Origin of the sequence: Methylocapsa sp. S129 (assembly GCF_009765995.1) — a bacterium.
Taxonomy (GTDB): Bacteria; Pseudomonadota; Alphaproteobacteria; order Rhizobiales; family Beijerinckiaceae; genus Roseiarcus.
The window spans coordinates 354,837-370,181 of the sequence record NZ_LMUI01000011.1; the positions used below are offsets into that span (position 1 = coordinate 354,837).

Consider the following 15,345-nt stretch of genomic DNA (forward strand, 5'->3'; position numbering starts at 1 on the left):
GTGCGCGGCGACCGGCCTTCGCCGGAAGCCGGATTCAGGAGCAAGTTCAAGAGAATGCCGTTATCTTTCGCCAACGTCCCGCTCGAGGCCGCACAGACTTCGAAGGCATGGCCATTCGAGGAGGCGCGGAAGCTGGTCGCGCGCGTTCAGCGAACCGGCCAAAGCGAAGTCCTGTTCGAAACCGGCTATGGCCCATCGGGTCTGCCGCATATGGGCACGTTCGGGGAAGTCGCGCGGACCACCATGGTGCGGCACGCCTTCCGCGTCCTGACGGAAGATACGATCAAAACGCGATTGATCGCCTTTTCCGACGATATGGACGGGTTACGCAAGGCGCCTGACAACATCCCTAACCGCGACTTGATCGCAGCCCATCTCGGCAAGCCGCTCACGCAGGTGCCGGACCCGTTTGGCGAATACGATAGTTTCGCCGCCCAAAACAACGCGCGGCTGCAGAGGTTCCTCGACGCGTTCGGCTTCGATTATCAATTCGCCTCCTCGACCGTTTATTACAAGGCTGGGCGTTTCGATGCGGCGCTGCTGCATGTGCTGGCGCGGTTCGACGCGGTTCAGAAAATCATGCTGCCCTCGCTGCGCGAGGAACGCGCCGCCACCTATTCGCCGTTCCTGCCCATTCATCCGCGCACCGGCATCGTCATGCAGGTCCCGCTCCTCGCACATGATTCCAAGGCCGGAACGATCAGTTGGCGCGATCCCGATACGGGCGAGGCGTTCGAAACGCCCGTTACGGGCGGCCAATGCAAGCTGCAATGGAAGCCCGACTGGGCGATGCGCTGGGTCGCGCTTGGCGTCGATTATGAAATGGCGGGCAAGGACCTCATCGATTCCGTCAAGCTGTCGTCGGCGATCGCGCGCGCGATCGGCGGCCAGCCGCCGGAGGGCTTCAATTACGAACTCTTCCTCGACGACAAGGGCCAGAAGATTTCCAAATCAAAGGGCAACGGCCTTTCGATCGACGAATGGCTGACCTATGCGAGTCCGGAGAGTCTGTCGCTGTTCATGTTCCAGAAGCCGATGGCCGCCAAGCGGCTCTATTTCGATGTCATTCCGCGTACGGTCGATGAATATCTGGGCTTTCTCGACGCCTATCCACGTCAGGAGTGGAAGGAGCGCCTGGGCAATCCGGTCTGGCACATCCACGCCGGGGCGCCGCCCGCGCCCGAACGCCTCGTCCACGGCGAAAACGCGGAAACGCCGATCTCCTTCAGCATGCTGCTCAATCTAACGGCGGTCGCCAACAGCGAGAATCCCGTTGTCCTCTGGGGCTTCCTGCGCCGCTATGCGCCCTCCGTTTCGCCTGAGACCCATCCGAGACTGGACCGGCTCGTGCATTACGCGGTCGCCTATTTCCGCGATTTCGTGGCGCCGAAGAAGCGCTATCGGCTCGCCGACGATGTCGAGACCGCCGCGCTTGAGGCACTGTCGGCGAATCTGGCGGCGCTTCCCGGCGATGCGAACGCGGAGACGATCCAGCATGCGCTCTACGATCTCGCCCGACCGATCCCGCGCTATCAGGATTTGAACGCCAAGGGCGCCACGCCGGAACGGCCGGGCGTATCGAACGACTGGTTCAACATGATCTATCAGGTGCTGCTGGGCGAGGAGCGCGGGCCGCGGTTGGGTTCATTCATCGCACTGTATGGGATTGAGGAAACGCGGGCGTTGATTGCGAAGGCGCTCGCGGGTGGGCTTGTTGGAAAGGTGGCGTAAGACGCCGAGCGTGGCCCACCTTCGCGTCGCTTTGGCGATTTCGGCCACCGTCGCAACTCAGAAGGAAAATTTGACGTAGCTATTTATACCAGTTTTTGGTACATTATGAATGGAGGCCGTCGCAATGGGCAAAAATACCTCTTTCAGCCTCGGAGATCATTTTAGCGATTTCATTGAGGGACAGGTTACGCAGGGACGCTATGGCAACGCCAGCGATGTGGTTCGCGCGGGACTGAGGCTGCTCGAAGAACAGGAAACTAAGCTCGCCGCCTTGCGCGCCGCGCTCGTCGAAGGCGAGAACAGCGGCCCGTCGACGCCATTTGATTTCGAAGCCTTCATTGCCCGCAAACGCGAGACCGGAACGTCCGCGCCGTGAGCGGTTTTGTCTTTTCACCGCGCGCGCAGGCCGACATCGAAGAAATCTGGGATTACACGGCCGCTCGTTGGAACACCAGGCAGGCCGAAGCCTATATCCGACAAATTCAGGCGGCGATCGAAACCGTCGCAGCCGCGCCGAAGCTGGCGCGCTCCTGCGAGGAGATCAAGGCGGGATATTGGAAATACCCAGCCGGATCGCACGTCATCTTTTTCCGCCTGATCCACGACGGAATCGACATCGTGCGCGTCCTGCACGGCCGGATGGACTTCGAGCGGCATCTTTGATCAGCGGGCGTTCTCGACACGACTGATTGCAAACGCCTATGCTCACCGTAACAGCGTCCCGTTCGCCTCTAGCACCAGTCCCGCCAGATATAGCGATCCCGCGATCAAAACCCGCGGCGGTACGGGCCAGTCTCTCGCGGCCAGGAAGCGCAGCGCGGCTTCCACGCTCTGGCAGGCGGCGGCGTTCAGCCCCACGCTCTGGGCGAAGGCGGCGACTTCCTCGGCCGGTCGCCCCGCATGTTCGCCCGATATCGGCACGGCGAGCGTTTCCTGCGCGAGCCCTTTGAAGTGGCGCAAGAAGCCGGCCGTGTCCTTGGTGCTCAGCGTTCCGCAGATCAGCACGAGCGGGCGCGAAGCCTGATCCTCGAAATCAGCCATGGCCTCGGCGAGCACGCGCCCGCCCTCTTCATTATGCCCGCCATCAAGCCAGAGTTCGGCCCGCGGCGGCGCAAGATCGACGAGACGTCCGCTGCGCAGACGCTGCAGCCGCGCGGGCCAATCGGCTTCCGCGAGGCCCTGCTCCAACACCCGCGCGCCTAAATCGGGCTCGATCGCGCGCAAAGCCGCCAGCGCATTGGCGGCGTTGATGTGCTGATGGCGGCCGACCAGGCGCGGCAGCGGCATGTCGAGAAGGCCGACGCTGTCCTGAAACACCAGCCGGCCGTTTTCCTCATGCATGGTGAAGTCGCGCCCGCCGACGATAGGCCGCGCGCCGACACGGAACGCTTCGCGCTCGATCACGTCCAGCGCGCGCGAATCCTGCTCGGCGATGATGGCGGGCGCGCCCTTTTTCAGAATGCCCGCCTTCTCATAGGCGATCTTCTCGACCGTCTCGCCGAGGAATTCCGGATGGTCCATCGAGACGGGCGTGATGACGGTCGCGACGGGCCGCTCGATGACATTGGTCGCGTCATAGCGCCCGCCAAGACCGACTTCGAGCAACAGATAATCGGCGGGAATTTCGCTGAACAGCAAAATAGCCGCGGCGGTCGTGATTTCGAAGACCGAAATCGACTGGCCGGCATTGACCGCTTCGCATCGATCGAAAGCGGCGAACATCCGCTCGTCGTCGACGAGATCGCCCGCGACCCGGATGCGCTCGTTGAATCGGATGAGATGGGGCGATGTATAGACATGGACGCGCTTGCCCGCCGCCTCGAGCGCGGCGCGCATGAAAGCGATCGTCGATCCCTTGCCGTTGGTGCCGGCGACATGGACGACGGGCGGCAGGCACTTCTGCGGCGCGCCCAGATCGGCGAGCAGACGCTCAATGCGGCCAAGCGACAGATCGATCCGCTTGGGATGAAGCGGGGCGAAACGCGTGAGGATCGCATCCTGCTGGTTCATGCCTTCTCCTGCCTGAACTGAAAAGCGGGGCTGATTCAAGCGGCGGCCGGTTCCGGCAAGTCCGTTTGAGGCGCATGGGTGAGGAGCTTGCACAAGCGGGCTAGAAGCGGGCGCAATTCGGCGCGCGGCGCAACCATATCGACCATGCCGTGGCTCTTGAGATATTCGGCGCGCTGGAAACCTTCGGGCAGCCTCTCGCGGATCGTCTGCTCGATCACGCGCGCGCCGGCAAAGCCGATAACCGCACCCGGCTCGGCGATGTGAATGTCGCCCAGCATCGCATAAGAAGCCGTGACGCCGCCGGTCGTCGGATTGGTCAGCACGACAATATAGGGAAGTCCGGCAGCGCGGAGCCGCCGGACGGCGACGGTCGTGCGCGGCATTTGCATCAGTGCGAACATGCCCTCCTGCATGCGGGCGCCGCCCGAAGCCGTGAAGATGATGAAGGGTGTGCGCCGCTCCAGGGCCGCGGTCATGCCGGCGATGATCGCCTCGCCGGCCGCCATGCCCAGCGTGCCGCCCTGAAACGCAAAATCCTGCACGGCGACGGTGACGGACAGCCCCTCAAGTTTGCCGGCAGCGAGCGTTATGGCGTCGGACGCGCCGGTCTTGGTCCGATATTCCTTGAGGCGGTCGGAATAGCGCTTGATGTCGCGAAACTTCAGCGGATCGGAGGGGACTTCGGGCGTCGGCAATTCGTCGTAGCGCCCATTGTCGAACAGATTGGCGAGCCTCGCTTTCGCGCCGATCGCCATGTGATAGCCAGAGCCCGGCACGACGAACAAATTGGCCTCGAGATCCTTGTGGAACACAAGCTGGCCGCTCTCGGGACATTTGACCCACAGATTCTCCGGCGTCTCGCGCCTCAGGAAGGAGCGAATCTTCGGCGGTACGACATTGGAAATCCAGTTCATCGCAACCCTTTCATCCGCCCCGCGCCAGAGGACTTGCCGCCAATCATGTTGCGAGGGCGTGCGCGGCGCCCCGCACGCCCCTTGCGAGATCGGCGACCATATTCGTCACGGCCGGTATTGTTTTGGCGCTCGCTTCGCCTTCGACGAGCGAACCGCGCACGGCCTCAACAATCGCCGAACCCACCACGACGCCATCGGCGATGGCGGCGATGGCGGCAGCGCTCGCGGCGTCCCGGACGCCAAAACCGACCGCTACGGGTAAATGGGTATGCGCCTTGATCCGCGCAACGGCGGCGCCGACCCTGCCTGAATCGGGGGTCGCGGCGCCGGTAATGCCCGTGATCGACACGTAATAGACAAAGCCCGATGTATTGGCGAGCACGGCGGGAAGACGTTTATCGTCGGTCGTCGGCGTGGCGAGGCGGATGAAGTTGAGCCCTGCCTTGAGCGCGGGCAAACAAAGCTCCCCATCTTCTTCGGGCGGCAGGTCGACGACGATGAGCCCGTCCACGCCCGCGGCCTTGGCGTCACGCAAGAAGGCGTCGACGCCGTAAATATAGATCGGATTGTAATAACCCATCAGGATTAACGGCGTCGTAGAATCGCCTTTGCGAAAATCGGCGACCAGTCCGAGCGTGCGGCGCATGGTCTGGCCGCCTTTGAGGGCGCGCAGGCCTGAGGCCTGGATCGCCGGGCCGTCCGCCATCGGATCGGTAAACGGCATGCCGATCTCTATGACGTCGGCGCCGGCCGCCGGCAACGCCTTGAGAATGTCGAGCGAAGTCGCAAGATCGGGATCGCCCGCGGTGACGAAAGTCACCAAAGCGGCGCGGCCCTCCTGGCGCAGAGCGGCGAAGCGAGTGTCGATGCGAGTGGTCATGGCGGGTGGTTAGCATGACGGGCGGCGGAGGGAAACCGCCCGCTATGCGAGATACCGGAAGGAATTATGGGACGCCTCGCCGTCGCGGTGGCGACGGCAAGTGGCTCGCTCAGGCTGCGCCAAGACGCAGCAAGTCGTGGAGATGAACGATTCCGACAACGGTTTTGTCGTCGTCGACGACGAGAAGAACGGAAATCTTGCCGCTGAGGACCTCCAACGCCTCGGCCACCAGCGCGTCGGACGCGATGGTGATCGGCGCGCGAGTCATGATCTGCGTCACCGGCAAATCCATCAGGTCGGACCTCATATGCCGACGCAGATCGCCGTCGGTAATGATCCCCGCCAGGCGCCCCTCGCCATCGAAGACGCCGACGCAGCCAAATCTTTTGCTGGAAATCTCGACGACCGCCGCCGACATCCGGGCGTCGACGGTCACCCTAGGAATCTCCTCTCCTTTGTGCATGACGTCGCGCACCAGCATCAGTTTGGCGCCGAGCTTGCCGCCGGGATGGAAGACGCTGAAATCGAGCGCGGTGAAGCCCTTGCTCTCCATCAAAGCCATCGCGAGCGCATCGCCGAGCACGAGTTGCATCGTCGTCGAGGTCGTCGGCGCAAGGCCATGCGGGCAGGCCTCCTTCACGAGCGGCAAGGTCAGGCAAATGTCGGCCTTGCGCCCCAGCGTGCTTCCGGCGTCGGCCGTCACCGCAATCAAGGGAATGCTGTAACGACTGACGTAAGTGACAATAGCGGCGAGTTCGGCGGTCTCGCCCGACCATGAAATGGCCAGGACGACATCGCCGTTCTGCACCATGCCCAGATCGCCATGGCTGGCTTCGGCCGAGTGGAGGAAAGTCGCAGGCCGGCCGGTCGAGGCAAGGGTGGCGGCGATCTTGCGCGCCACAAGGCCCGATTTTCCCATGCCCGTGACAATGACCCGACCCGGCGCCTCGGCCATCGCCCTTACCGCTTCTTCGAAAGCTCTTCCAAGGCTCTGTGGTTCACCCGAAACCAAAGCAGCCTCGATCGACGATAGGCCTTCCCGGGCGACCCCTAGGGTTCTCAGCGCGGAGACGACCGATGATGGCGATGGAGCGTTCATGCCCGCTCTTATCACCGGGCTCGCGCTATTGCACCTCCGATCGCCAACACGCAACTCTGGTTAAGCGGACATTAACCATACCGGCATAACGCTCGGACGGTATCGCGCGCGGCTAGGAAACACCGGCGCGCCGAGAGGGCCATTGTCGCTGCGTTCCCCATTGCCCCGCCGCGCCTGGCAGCCCGCAGTGGCGGCCCTCGCTATCGCTATGGGTTTTTCCGCCGCGCCGGCGCGCGCGCAGGATGCGTCGCCGGCTCCGCTAGGGCTCAAGGACAGCGATGGCGGCCTGTCGCCCGCATCGCCGCCCCCGCCGGGCTCCGCATCGGACAATCCGCAACCGGACGCGCAAGAGACGACGAACGCACAAAACGACGCGCAGCCGAAAAAACCGATCCGGCGCAAACCGCCGCCGTTGGCTGCCCTGCTACCCTATAAAAAAGCGCAGCGCGCCGGACTGCCTGGCGGGCCGCCAGCGTTCGATCCGGCGAAGACACCGCCGCCTACGGTCGCGGCCTTGCCGCCGATCCCGGTCAAGCATCGGCCGCCGGTGGACGACAAGCCGTTCGATCCGGTCGGAATCATGGCGGGCGATTTCAAGCTCCTCCCGACGATCGAGGAGGATGTGGGCTATGCCAGCAATCCGTCCTTTCTGTCGGGTCCGACCAAGGGCTCGACTTACGAAAGCACGCAGGCAGGCCTGGGCTTCCAGTCGGACTGGGCGCGCGACGAGCTGAAGGGCAGCTTCATCGGGGGCTATACGGACTATTTCAACGCACATCAGGCGGACAGTCCCAATGGCAGCGGCACGATCGACGGGCGGCTGGACGTATCGCGCGATTTTTCGGTCGATGGCGAAGGGCGTTTCTCGATCGCGACGCAGACGCCCGGCTCCGTCACGCTGCCCACCGGCGTCGTGCTTTCGGGAAACGAGCGTCCTCTGGTCGAGACCTATGGCGCGACGCTCGGCGGCGTACAGAAATTCGGCGATCTCGCGATCTCGCTACATGGAACGCTGGACCGAACCGACTATGAGAACGCGACGCTCGCCGACGGATCGTCTGAAAATCTCGCCAGCGACGATTTCACCGCCTGGGGGTTGCGCGCGCGGGCGGCCTATCAGATCAGCCCGATCATTTCGCCCTTCATCGAGACGGTGATCGATATGAGGCGCTATGACGAGGCTGTCGATTTCACCGGCTATGAACGCAACTCAAATGGCGCGCTGGGGCGGGCGGGCGTCACCCTGGCGCTAACCGGCCAACTCACGGGCGAGGCGAGTCTGGGCTATGGCGAACGTCAATATCAGGACGCCCGGCTGCCCGATCTGCACGCGCCGCTGGTGGACGCCTCGCTCATCTGGTCGGCGACCCCCTTGACGACGGTTACCCTGAAAACCAGCACCACTTTGGCCGACACCACGAACGCCGGAGATTCCGGAGCGGTCTCGCGCGGCTATACGATCGACGTGTCGCATGCGCTGCTGCGCAACTTCACGATTGGCGCCAGCGCCGGCTATGCGACCGACGTCTATGCCGGCGCGCCGCTGCATGATGCGACGACAAGCTTCGGCCTACACGCCGATTATAATGTGACCCGCGACATCGTCCTGCGCGCCAGCGCCAACCACACCCAGTTCACCTCCAGTGCGCCCGGCAATAATTATATCGCCAATGTCTTCATGCTCGGGCTGCGCTTTCAGCGCTAGGCGAAGCGGCTAGCCGACGAGCTTTTCGATTTCCGCGCGCAAAGCCGGCGCAAGATCGGGACGATCGAGCGCGAAAGCGATATTGGCGGTCAGAAAACCCAGTTTTGAGCCGCAATCATAGGTGCGCCCATCGAAGCGGACGCCATGGAAAGCCTGGCTTTTGGAGAGCTGGACCATCCCGTCGGTGAGCTGGATCTCGCCACCCGCTCCCTTTTCGACGCGCTCCAGAATCCCGAAGATTTCCGGTTGCAGAATGTATCGGCCCGAAATGATGAGATTGGACGGGGCGGTCCCCTGTTTCGGCTTTTCGACCATGCCCGTGATCTCAAAGGAAGAGCCGTGATCGGCGCCGACCGCGACAATGCCATATTGGTGGGTTTCCTCCGGCAGAACTTCCTCGACGGCGATAATATTGCCGCCGTGCCGGTCATAGGCTTCCAGGCACTGGGCGAGGCAGCGATTGTTAGAGCGGCCCGCCATCGTGATCATATCGGGCAGCAGCACCGCGAAGGGCTCGTCGCCGATGATTTCGCGGGCGCACCATACCGCGTGGCCAAGGCCCAGCGGCGCCTGCTGGCGCGTGAAGCTCATCGCGCCGGCGGCGGGCAGGTCGGCCATCAGCGCCTCATATTCCTTTCGCTTGCCGCGCCGCGTCAGCGTGTCCTCGAGTTCGTAACTCATGTCGAAATGATCTTCGATGACCGCCTTGTTGCGGCCGGTGACGAAGACGAAATGCTCGATGCCGGCTTCGCGCGCCTCGTCTACGACATGCTGGAGCACCGGACGGTCGACGATCGTCAGCATTTCCTTGGGAACGGCCTTGGTGGCGGGCAGAAATCGCGTGCCGAGACCCGCGACGGGCAGGACGGCCTTCCGGATAGGCTTGTTCATCTCTTTTCCTCGGCTTCTTCGTAATTCTGCTTCCATTATCATGTGCGCGATCGATATTGCGATGTCGAGGCCCTCAAACGCGCGATTGCCGCCGAGGTGACGCTCCCTTAGCAATTTTTGCGCTATTCAAATCGCTGTCGACGATCGAGGCGAATGATCGCGCCGTGAGACAAGGCCACGCGCAGGGGAAACGAATGTCAGTTTTGGTCACCGGCGGCGCCGGCTACATTGGCGGCCATATGGCGTTGGGGCTGACGGACGCCGGAGAAAAGATCGTCGTCGTCGACAATCTGTCGACCGGATTCGCCTGGGCGGTTCCCGCGACGGCGACGCTCGCCATCGGCGATTTCGGCGATAGCGAGCTGGTAGCGCGGCTGATTGACGAGCATGAAGTCGATTCCATCGCCCATTTCGCGGCGAAAATCGTTGTGCCGGAATCGGTCGCCGATCCTCTCGGTTATTACCTCAACAACACCTCCAAGGCGCGCAACCTGATCGAATGCGCGGTGAAAAAGGGAGTCCGCAACTTCATCTTTTCATCGACCGCGGCGGTCTATGGCGAGACGACGTCCGAGCCTGTCGCCGAAACCGCCGCGCTCAATCCGGTGTCGCCGTACGGCCGCTCGAAGCTAATGGTCGAATGGATGCTGGCCGACGCCGGACGCGCGCACGACCTACGCCATGTCGTGCTGCGCTATTTCAACGTCGCGGGCGCCGATCCCCAGGGACGGCTTGGCCAATCCACGCCAAACGCCACCCATTTGATCAAACGCGCCGTGCAAACCGCGCTGGGACGCCATGCGGACCTCAACGTATTCGGACAAGACTATCCCACACGCGACGGAACCTGCCTGCGCGATTATATCCAAGTCAGCGACCTGATCGACGCGCATATGGCGGCGCTCGCCTATCTCCGGGGCGGCGGCGCGAGCCTGATATGCAATTGCGGCTATGGCCGGGGCTATTCCGTCAAAGAGGTCGTCGAGGTCGTCAAACGCGTTTCCGGCGTGGATTTCAAGGTCAATATCGCAGGCCGGCGCGATGGCGATCCCGCCGCGATCGTGGCGCAGGCCGACCTCATCCGTCGCGAACTGGGCTGGCGTCCGCAGCGCGACAACCTCGATGAGATCGTCAGACAGGCGCTCGACTGGGAGCGGCGCCTCCATAATAGGCAAAACTGACTCCGCCCCGCCGACTACGCCAAAAGTCGCGGCCAGCCGAGACAGATTCGTGATGCAGTCCGCGCAGACCTCGGCTAGAACTCTCCCCAACCGGGTTGCGTCCAGACGGACAATTCGATCCGACTGGAAGGGGAGAGCGAACGCGATGCTTGCGACCGGGCAGGGCGCAACGGCGGGGGACTATATCCTCGTCACCGAAGGCCTGACCAAGGCGTTCGGGGGCTTTTGCGCCGTTTCCGAGGTCAATCTGAAGGTGCGGCGGGGCTCGATACACGCCTTGATCGGACCGAATGGCGCGGGCAAGACGACCTGCTTCAATATGCTCACTAAGTTCCTCAATCCGAGCCGCGGGCGCATCGTCTATAATGGCCGCGACATTACCGCCGCCAAACCCGCCGATGTGGCGCGCCTCGGCCTGGTGCGCTCGTTCCAGATATCGGCCGTCTTCCCCCATCTGACGGCGCTCGAAAATGTGCGGATCGCGCTCCAGCGCAAGCGCGGCGATTCCTTCGACTTCTGGCGTTCGAAACGCGTTCTGGACCAACTCAACGACCGCGCGAGCGAATTGCTCGCCGATGTCGGCCTCCATGAATTCGCCAATGTCGCGGCGGGCGAAATGTCCTATGGGCGCAAACGCGCGCTCGAAATTGCGACCACGCTTGCGCTCGACCCGCAGATGCTGCTGCTCGACGAACCGATGGCCGGCATGGGCCACGAAGACGTCGAGCGCGCCGCCGCTCTGATCAAGCGCGTTTCAGCCAATCGGACCATTCTGATGGTCGAGCATAATTTGCAGGTGGTCGCCAATCTCTCGGACACGATAACCGTCCTGACGCGCGGCAAGGTGCTGGCCGAAGGCGATTATTCCAGCGTGTCGAAAAATCCGGAAGTGCGGCAGGCCTATCTCGGAGTGGGGCATGACTGACGCGATGCTCGCTCCGGCGAAAACGGCGAGCGCGGCGGCGCCTCTGCTCAAAATCTCGGGCCTCGAGGCATGGTATGGCGAATCCCATATCTTGCACGGCGTCGATTTCGACGTGCGGCCGGGCGAGGTCGTCACCTTGCTGGGGCGCAATGGCGCGGGCAAGACGACGACGCTGAAATCCATCATGGGAATCGTCGGCAAACGCAAGGGATCGGCGCGTTTCGAGGGGAAGGAGATCATCGGCCTCGCCTCCGATCGCATCGCCCGGCTCGGCATCGCGCTGTGCCCGGAGGAGCGCGGCATATTCGCCAGCCTGAGCGTCCAGGAAAACCTGATGCTGCCGCCGCGGATCGCCGCGTCGGGCGGCCTGACTTTGGACCGCATCTTTACGCTGTTTCCCAATTTGAAGGAGCGCCTGGCCAGCGGCGGAAGCAAATTGTCGGGCGGCGAACAGCAGATGCTGGCAATCGCGCGCATCCTGCGCACCGGCGCAAAGCTCCTCATGCTCGACGAGCCGACCGAGGGCCTTGCGCCCGTCATCATCCAGCAGATCGGTCGCACCATCGCCGAACTCAAGCAGGAGGGGTTCACCATTTTGCTCGTCGAGCAGAATTTCCGTTTTGCCTCGACCGTGGCCGACCGCTATTTCGTGATGGAGCATGGCCGCGTCATCGATGCCTTCGCCAATTCCGAACTCGAAGCCAATATGGGCAAATTGCATGACTATCTCGGCGTTTGAGCCCGCCGCCGCCAAGCCAATTTCCGAAAAACCAATCACCAGGGAGACCGCCCCATGAAATCGACTTGCCTCAGTGCGCTTATGGCGAGCCTGCTGCTCACCACCGCCGCCTTCGCCGACGACAAGATCGTCAAGCTCGGCGAATTGGACGATCAATCCGGGCTCTACGCCGATAGCGGCGGCCCTGGTTCCGTACTGTCGGTCAATATGGCTGTCGAAGACAGCGGTTTGCGCGCCAAGGGTTGGACGATAGACGTGATCTCGGCCGATCATCAGAACAAACCTGATCTCGCCGCCAATATCGCTCGTCAATGGTTCGACGTCGACAAAGTAGACGCCATCATCGGCGTGCAGAATTCCGGCACCGCCTTAGCGGTGACGAGCGTCGCGAAGGAGAAAAACGGCGTATTCTTGGATTCGGGCGCGGCGAGTTCCGACCTGACGGGCAAGGCCTGCAACGCCAATATGATTCACTGGGCCTACGACACCTATGCGCTCGCCAACGGAACTGGCAAAGCGCTTGTCAAGGAGGGGGGCGACTCGTGGTTCTTTATCACCGCCGACTACGCCTTCGGGCACGCCCTGCAACGCGACACTTCCGCGGTCGTGGAGGCTAACGGCGGCAAGGTCGTCGGCAGCGCCAACGTACCCCTCAACACCCCAGACTTCTCGTCTTTCCTGCTGCAGGCGCAGTCTTCCAAAGCGAAGGTCATCGGCCTCGCCAACGCCGGCGGCGACACGACGAATTCCATCAAGCAGGCCCATGAATTCGGCATTGTGGAGGGCGGCCAGAAGCTCGCCGCTTTGCTGACCTTCATCTCCAACGTCCACGCGCTCGGACTCGATGTCGCGCAGGGCCTGACGCTCACTTCGACCTTTTATTGGGACATGAACGACGGCACCCGCGCCTTCTCGAAACGATGGTCCGAGCGGATGAAGAGCCATGCGGAGCCGACGATGGTCCAGGCCGGCGACTATGCCTCGACGCTTCACTATCTCAAGGCGCTGGAAGCGCTCGGCGGCAATCCTCATGACGGCGCGAAAGTCGTCGCCAAAATGAAGGAATTGCCGACCGACGATCCTTTGTTTGGCAAGGGGACGATCCGCATCGACGGGCGCAAGATCCATCCCGCCTATCTCTTCGAAGTGAAGAAGCCTTCGGAATCGAAATATCCCTGGGATTATTACAAGCTTCTCGCCACCATCCCCGCCGATGAAGCTTTCCGACCGCTCGCCCAAAGCGAGTGCCCGCTCGTCAAGAAGTAAATCCCAGCCGGCTGTTCCCTCATCCGGGGGAACGGCCGACGATCGACGGACGGGGCACCATCGATGTTCGCTCTTCTGGGCATTTCGCCACAGCAATTATTCCAGCAACTGCTGGTCGGCCTGATCAACGGGTCGTTCTATGCGCTGCTCAGCCTCGGCCTTTCCGTCATTTTCGGCATGCTCAATATCGTCAATTTCGCCCATGGCGCGCTTTACATGATGGGCGCGTTCGCGGCCTATTTTCTCCTTAATCTATTGGGCCTCAATTATTGGTTCGCGCTCGTTCTGGCGCCGCTCATCGTCGGCGCGTTCGGCGCGCTCCTGGAGCGGGTGTTGCTGAGAAGACTGGCGGGGCTCGATCCTCTCTACAGCCTGTTGCTGACCTTCGGCCTGGCCCTCGTGATCCAGGGATTGTTCCAGAATTTCTTCGGCTCGTCCGGCCTCCCCTACGCGATGCCGTCGCAACTGACGGGGGCCACGAATCTTGGCTTCATGTTCCTGCCCATCTATCGCGGCTGGGTCGTTGTCTTTTCGGCGGTGGTCTGCTTTTCGACATGGTTCCTGATCGAGAAAACGCGCCTCGGCGCTTATTTGCGGGCCGCGACCGAGAACCCGACCCTGGTTCGCGCCTTTGGCATCAATGTGCCGCGCATGATCACGCTGACCTATGCTTTCGGCATCGGCCTGGCGGCGCTGGCGGGCGTGCTCGCCGCGCCGATCTATCAGGTCCGCCCGGCAATGGGGGCCGACATCATCAGCGTCGTTTTCGCGGTTGTCGTCATCGGCGGCATGGGCTCGATTCTTGGCTCGATCGTCACGGGCTTTGCTCTGGGAATCATCGAGGGCCTCACCAAAGTGTTCTACCCCGAAGCGTCGAACACGGTCGTGTTCGTCATCATGGCTTTCGTTCTCCTCATCCGGCCGGCGGGTCTGTTCGGGAGAACCGCCTGACATGAGCGAGCCCTCGCCTACCGCTCCCATCTCGCCCCACGCGCATAGCGGGCGCGACGAGAAGGTCGCCTTCGTCATCATGACGGCGCTCCTCCTTGTGGCGCCGTTCGTGATCTATCCGTTCTTTCTGATGCAGGCGCTCTGCATCGCGCTGTTCGCCTGCGCCTTTAATCTGCTCGTCGGTTATGTCGGGCTTCTTTCCTTCGGCCATGCGATGTTTCTCGGCTTGGCCTCCTATGTCAGCGCCCATGCCGCCAAAGTGTGGGGCCTCGATCCCGCGCTGGCGATCCTGGCGGGAGTCGCCAGCTCGGCGCTGCTTGGAATCGTCACAGGCGCCCTGGCGATACGCCGGCAGGGCATTTATTTCGCGATGATCACGCTGGCGCTCTCGCAGATGATCTATTTTTTCTGCCTTGAAGCGCCGTTCACGCATGGCGAAGATGGCATCCAGTCGGTGCCACAGGGCATGCTTCTCCACTTCATCGATCTGTCCAATCAGACGATTCTCTATTATTTCGTGCTCGCGGTCTTCCTGTTCGGCTTCCTCGTCATTTACCGCACGATCAATTCGCCGTTCGGCGACATTCTCAAAGCGATCCGCGAGAACGAGCCGCGCGCCGTTTCGCTCGGCTACCGGGCCGATCAATACAAGCTGGCGGCTTTCGTTCTGTCGGCGGCGCTCGCCGGCCTCGCTGGCGCGACCAAGGCGATCTTCGCGCAGAACGCCTCATTGACCGACGTGCAATTCTCGATGTCGGGCGAGGTGGTGCTGATGACGCTGCTTGGCGGCATGGGCACGATCTACGGACCCGTCGTCGGCGCTTTCATTGTCGTGGCGATGCAGCAATACCTTGGCCAATATCTGGGCGAATGGGTGACGGTCATCCAGGGCTCGATTTTCGTCGTCTGCGTGCTCTTGTTCCGGCGCGGCATCGTTGGCGAGATTGCAGGGTTCTTCAAAAGATCGCTGTGAAGGCTCTCGCGCGGCGCCGGTTTGCGATAAAAGGCGCGCGCCGATGTTGACCAGCGGCCGCACGCCGCTATATACCGCCC

General features: G+C 62.4%; 15 protein-coding genes. 10 read left to right on the plus strand and 5 right to left on the minus strand.

Annotated elements, in window-relative coordinates; all coding sequences use genetic code 11:
• The first annotated feature begins 54 nt into the window (after positions 1 to 54).
• The 3 genes from GSQ90_RS04120 (at position 55) to GSQ90_RS04130 (ending at position 2,394) form a co-directional block, all read left to right on the plus strand.
• Complete coding sequence (locus GSQ90_RS04120; RefSeq protein ID WP_158813536.1) at positions 55 to 1,731, plus strand: lysine--tRNA ligase; 1,677 nt, start codon at positions 55 to 57, stop codon at positions 1,729 to 1,731.
• 124 nt (positions 1,732 to 1,855) lie between these two features.
• Entirely contained in the window at positions 1,856 to 2,107 is a 252-nt protein-coding gene (locus GSQ90_RS04125; RefSeq protein WP_158813537.1) for a type II toxin-antitoxin system ParD family antitoxin, read from the plus strand.
• Positions 2,104 to 2,394 carry a type II toxin-antitoxin system RelE/ParE family toxin gene (locus tag GSQ90_RS04130; protein WP_158813538.1) on the plus strand — a complete coding sequence of 97 codons (291 nt, stop codon included), beginning with the start codon at positions 2,104 to 2,106 and terminating at the stop codon, positions 2,392 to 2,394. The genes GSQ90_RS04125 and GSQ90_RS04130 overlap by 4 nt, the downstream gene beginning before the upstream one ends.
• Before the next feature lie 42 nt (positions 2,395 to 2,436).
• Here GSQ90_RS04130 and GSQ90_RS04135 read toward each other — a convergent pair whose 3' ends face one another.
• From GSQ90_RS04135 to GSQ90_RS04150, 4 genes are all read right to left on the minus strand, one after another.
• Positions 2,437 to 3,741, minus strand: coding sequence for a folylpolyglutamate synthase/dihydrofolate synthase family protein (locus GSQ90_RS04135; protein ID WP_158813539.1), 1,305 nt, complete (start codon positions 3,739 to 3,741; stop codon positions 2,437 to 2,439).
• A 35-nt stretch (positions 3,742 to 3,776) separates the two neighbouring features.
• Positions 3,777 to 4,655: an acetyl-CoA carboxylase, carboxyltransferase subunit beta gene (accD, locus tag GSQ90_RS04140; protein WP_158813540.1), complete on the minus strand. Its 879-nt coding sequence runs from the start codon at positions 4,653 to 4,655 to the stop codon at positions 3,777 to 3,779.
• Between the two features lie 43 nt (positions 4,656 to 4,698).
• Positions 4,699 to 5,535 (minus strand): tryptophan synthase subunit alpha, encoded by an 837-nt coding sequence (gene trpA / locus GSQ90_RS04145; protein WP_158813541.1) that lies wholly within the window; start codon positions 5,533 to 5,535, stop codon positions 4,699 to 4,701.
• A gap of 109 nt (positions 5,536 to 5,644) precedes the next feature.
• Positions 5,645 to 6,634 (minus strand): SIS domain-containing protein, encoded by a 990-nt coding sequence (locus GSQ90_RS04150; RefSeq protein ID WP_158813542.1) that lies wholly within the window; start codon positions 6,632 to 6,634, stop codon positions 5,645 to 5,647.
• Between the two features lie 187 nt (positions 6,635 to 6,821).
• Here GSQ90_RS04150 and GSQ90_RS04155 point away from each other — a divergent pair, with 187 nt between their 5' ends.
• The gene (locus tag GSQ90_RS04155; RefSeq protein WP_158813543.1) at positions 6,822 to 8,339 is read left to right on the plus strand and encodes an outer membrane beta-barrel protein; all 1,518 of its coding nucleotides are present in this window, start codon (positions 6,822 to 6,824) and stop codon (positions 8,337 to 8,339) included.
• A gap of 9 nt (positions 8,340 to 8,348) precedes the next feature.
• On the opposite strand, the gene galU is transcribed toward GSQ90_RS04155, so the two are convergent.
• The gene (galU, locus tag GSQ90_RS04160) at positions 8,349 to 9,230 is read right to left on the minus strand and encodes a UTP--glucose-1-phosphate uridylyltransferase GalU (RefSeq protein WP_158813544.1); all 882 of its coding nucleotides are present in this window, start codon (positions 9,228 to 9,230) and stop codon (positions 8,349 to 8,351) included.
• Between the two features lie 194 nt (positions 9,231 to 9,424).
• Between galU and galE the strand changes: the two genes are divergently transcribed.
• The 6 genes from galE (at position 9,425) to GSQ90_RS04190 (ending at position 15,265) form a co-directional block, all read left to right on the plus strand.
• Positions 9,425 to 10,411, plus strand: coding sequence for a UDP-glucose 4-epimerase GalE (galE, locus tag GSQ90_RS04165; RefSeq protein WP_158813545.1), 987 nt, complete (start codon positions 9,425 to 9,427; stop codon positions 10,409 to 10,411).
• A gap of 145 nt (positions 10,412 to 10,556) precedes the next feature.
• Complete coding sequence (locus GSQ90_RS04170; protein WP_158813546.1) at positions 10,557 to 11,336, plus strand: ABC transporter ATP-binding protein; 780 nt, start codon at positions 10,557 to 10,559, stop codon at positions 11,334 to 11,336.
• Positions 11,329 to 12,075, plus strand: a complete 747-nt coding sequence (locus tag GSQ90_RS04175) for an ABC transporter ATP-binding protein (protein WP_246731397.1) — start codon at positions 11,329 to 11,331, stop codon at positions 12,073 to 12,075. The genes GSQ90_RS04170 and GSQ90_RS04175 overlap by 8 nt, the downstream gene beginning before the upstream one ends.
• Before the next feature lie 54 nt (positions 12,076 to 12,129).
• Entirely contained in the window at positions 12,130 to 13,341 is a 1,212-nt protein-coding gene (locus tag GSQ90_RS04180; protein ID WP_158813547.1) for an ABC transporter substrate-binding protein, read from the plus strand.
• 63 nt (positions 13,342 to 13,404) lie between these two features.
• Positions 13,405 to 14,292, plus strand: coding sequence for a branched-chain amino acid ABC transporter permease (locus tag GSQ90_RS04185; RefSeq protein WP_158813548.1), 888 nt, complete (start codon positions 13,405 to 13,407; stop codon positions 14,290 to 14,292).
• A 1-nt stretch (position 14,293) separates the two neighbouring features.
• On the plus strand, positions 14,294 to 15,265 hold the full coding sequence (locus GSQ90_RS04190; protein WP_158813549.1) for a branched-chain amino acid ABC transporter permease: 972 nt from the start codon (positions 14,294 to 14,296) through the stop codon (positions 15,263 to 15,265).
• Positions 15,266 to 15,345 lie beyond the last annotated feature (80 nt).

Coding starts and splice junctions, on each gene's coding strand:
- GSQ90_RS04120 (WP_158813536.1), top strand. CDS start 55: ATGCCGTTATCTTTCGCCAACGTCCCGCTCGAGGCCGCACAGACTTCG.
- GSQ90_RS04125 (WP_158813537.1), top strand. CDS start 1,856: ATGGGCAAAAATACCTCTTTCAGCCTCGGAGATCATTTTAGCGATTTC.
- GSQ90_RS04135 (WP_158813539.1), bottom strand. CDS start 3,741: ATGAACCAGCAGGATGCGATCCTCACGCGTTTCGCCCCGCTTCATCCC.
- accD (WP_158813540.1), bottom strand. CDS start 4,655: ATGAACTGGATTTCCAATGTCGTACCGCCGAAGATTCGCTCCTTCCTG.
- trpA (WP_158813541.1), bottom strand. CDS start 5,535: ATGACCACTCGCATCGACACTCGCTTCGCCGCTCTGCGCCAGGAGGGC.
- GSQ90_RS04150 (WP_158813542.1), bottom strand. CDS start 6,634: ATGAACGCTCCATCGCCATCATCGGTCGTCTCCGCGCTGAGAACCCTA.
- galU (WP_158813544.1), bottom strand. CDS start 9,230: ATGAACAAGCCTATCCGGAAGGCCGTCCTGCCCGTCGCGGGTCTCGGC.
- galE (WP_158813545.1), top strand. CDS start 9,425: ATGTCAGTTTTGGTCACCGGCGGCGCCGGCTACATTGGCGGCCATATG.
- GSQ90_RS04170 (WP_158813546.1), top strand. CDS start 10,557: ATGCTTGCGACCGGGCAGGGCGCAACGGCGGGGGACTATATCCTCGTC.
- GSQ90_RS04175 (WP_246731397.1), top strand. CDS start 11,329: ATGACTGACGCGATGCTCGCTCCGGCGAAAACGGCGAGCGCGGCGGCG.
- GSQ90_RS04180 (WP_158813547.1), top strand. CDS start 12,130: ATGAAATCGACTTGCCTCAGTGCGCTTATGGCGAGCCTGCTGCTCACC.
- GSQ90_RS04185 (WP_158813548.1), top strand. CDS start 13,405: ATGTTCGCTCTTCTGGGCATTTCGCCACAGCAATTATTCCAGCAACTG.
- GSQ90_RS04190 (WP_158813549.1), top strand. CDS start 14,294: ATGAGCGAGCCCTCGCCTACCGCTCCCATCTCGCCCCACGCGCATAGC.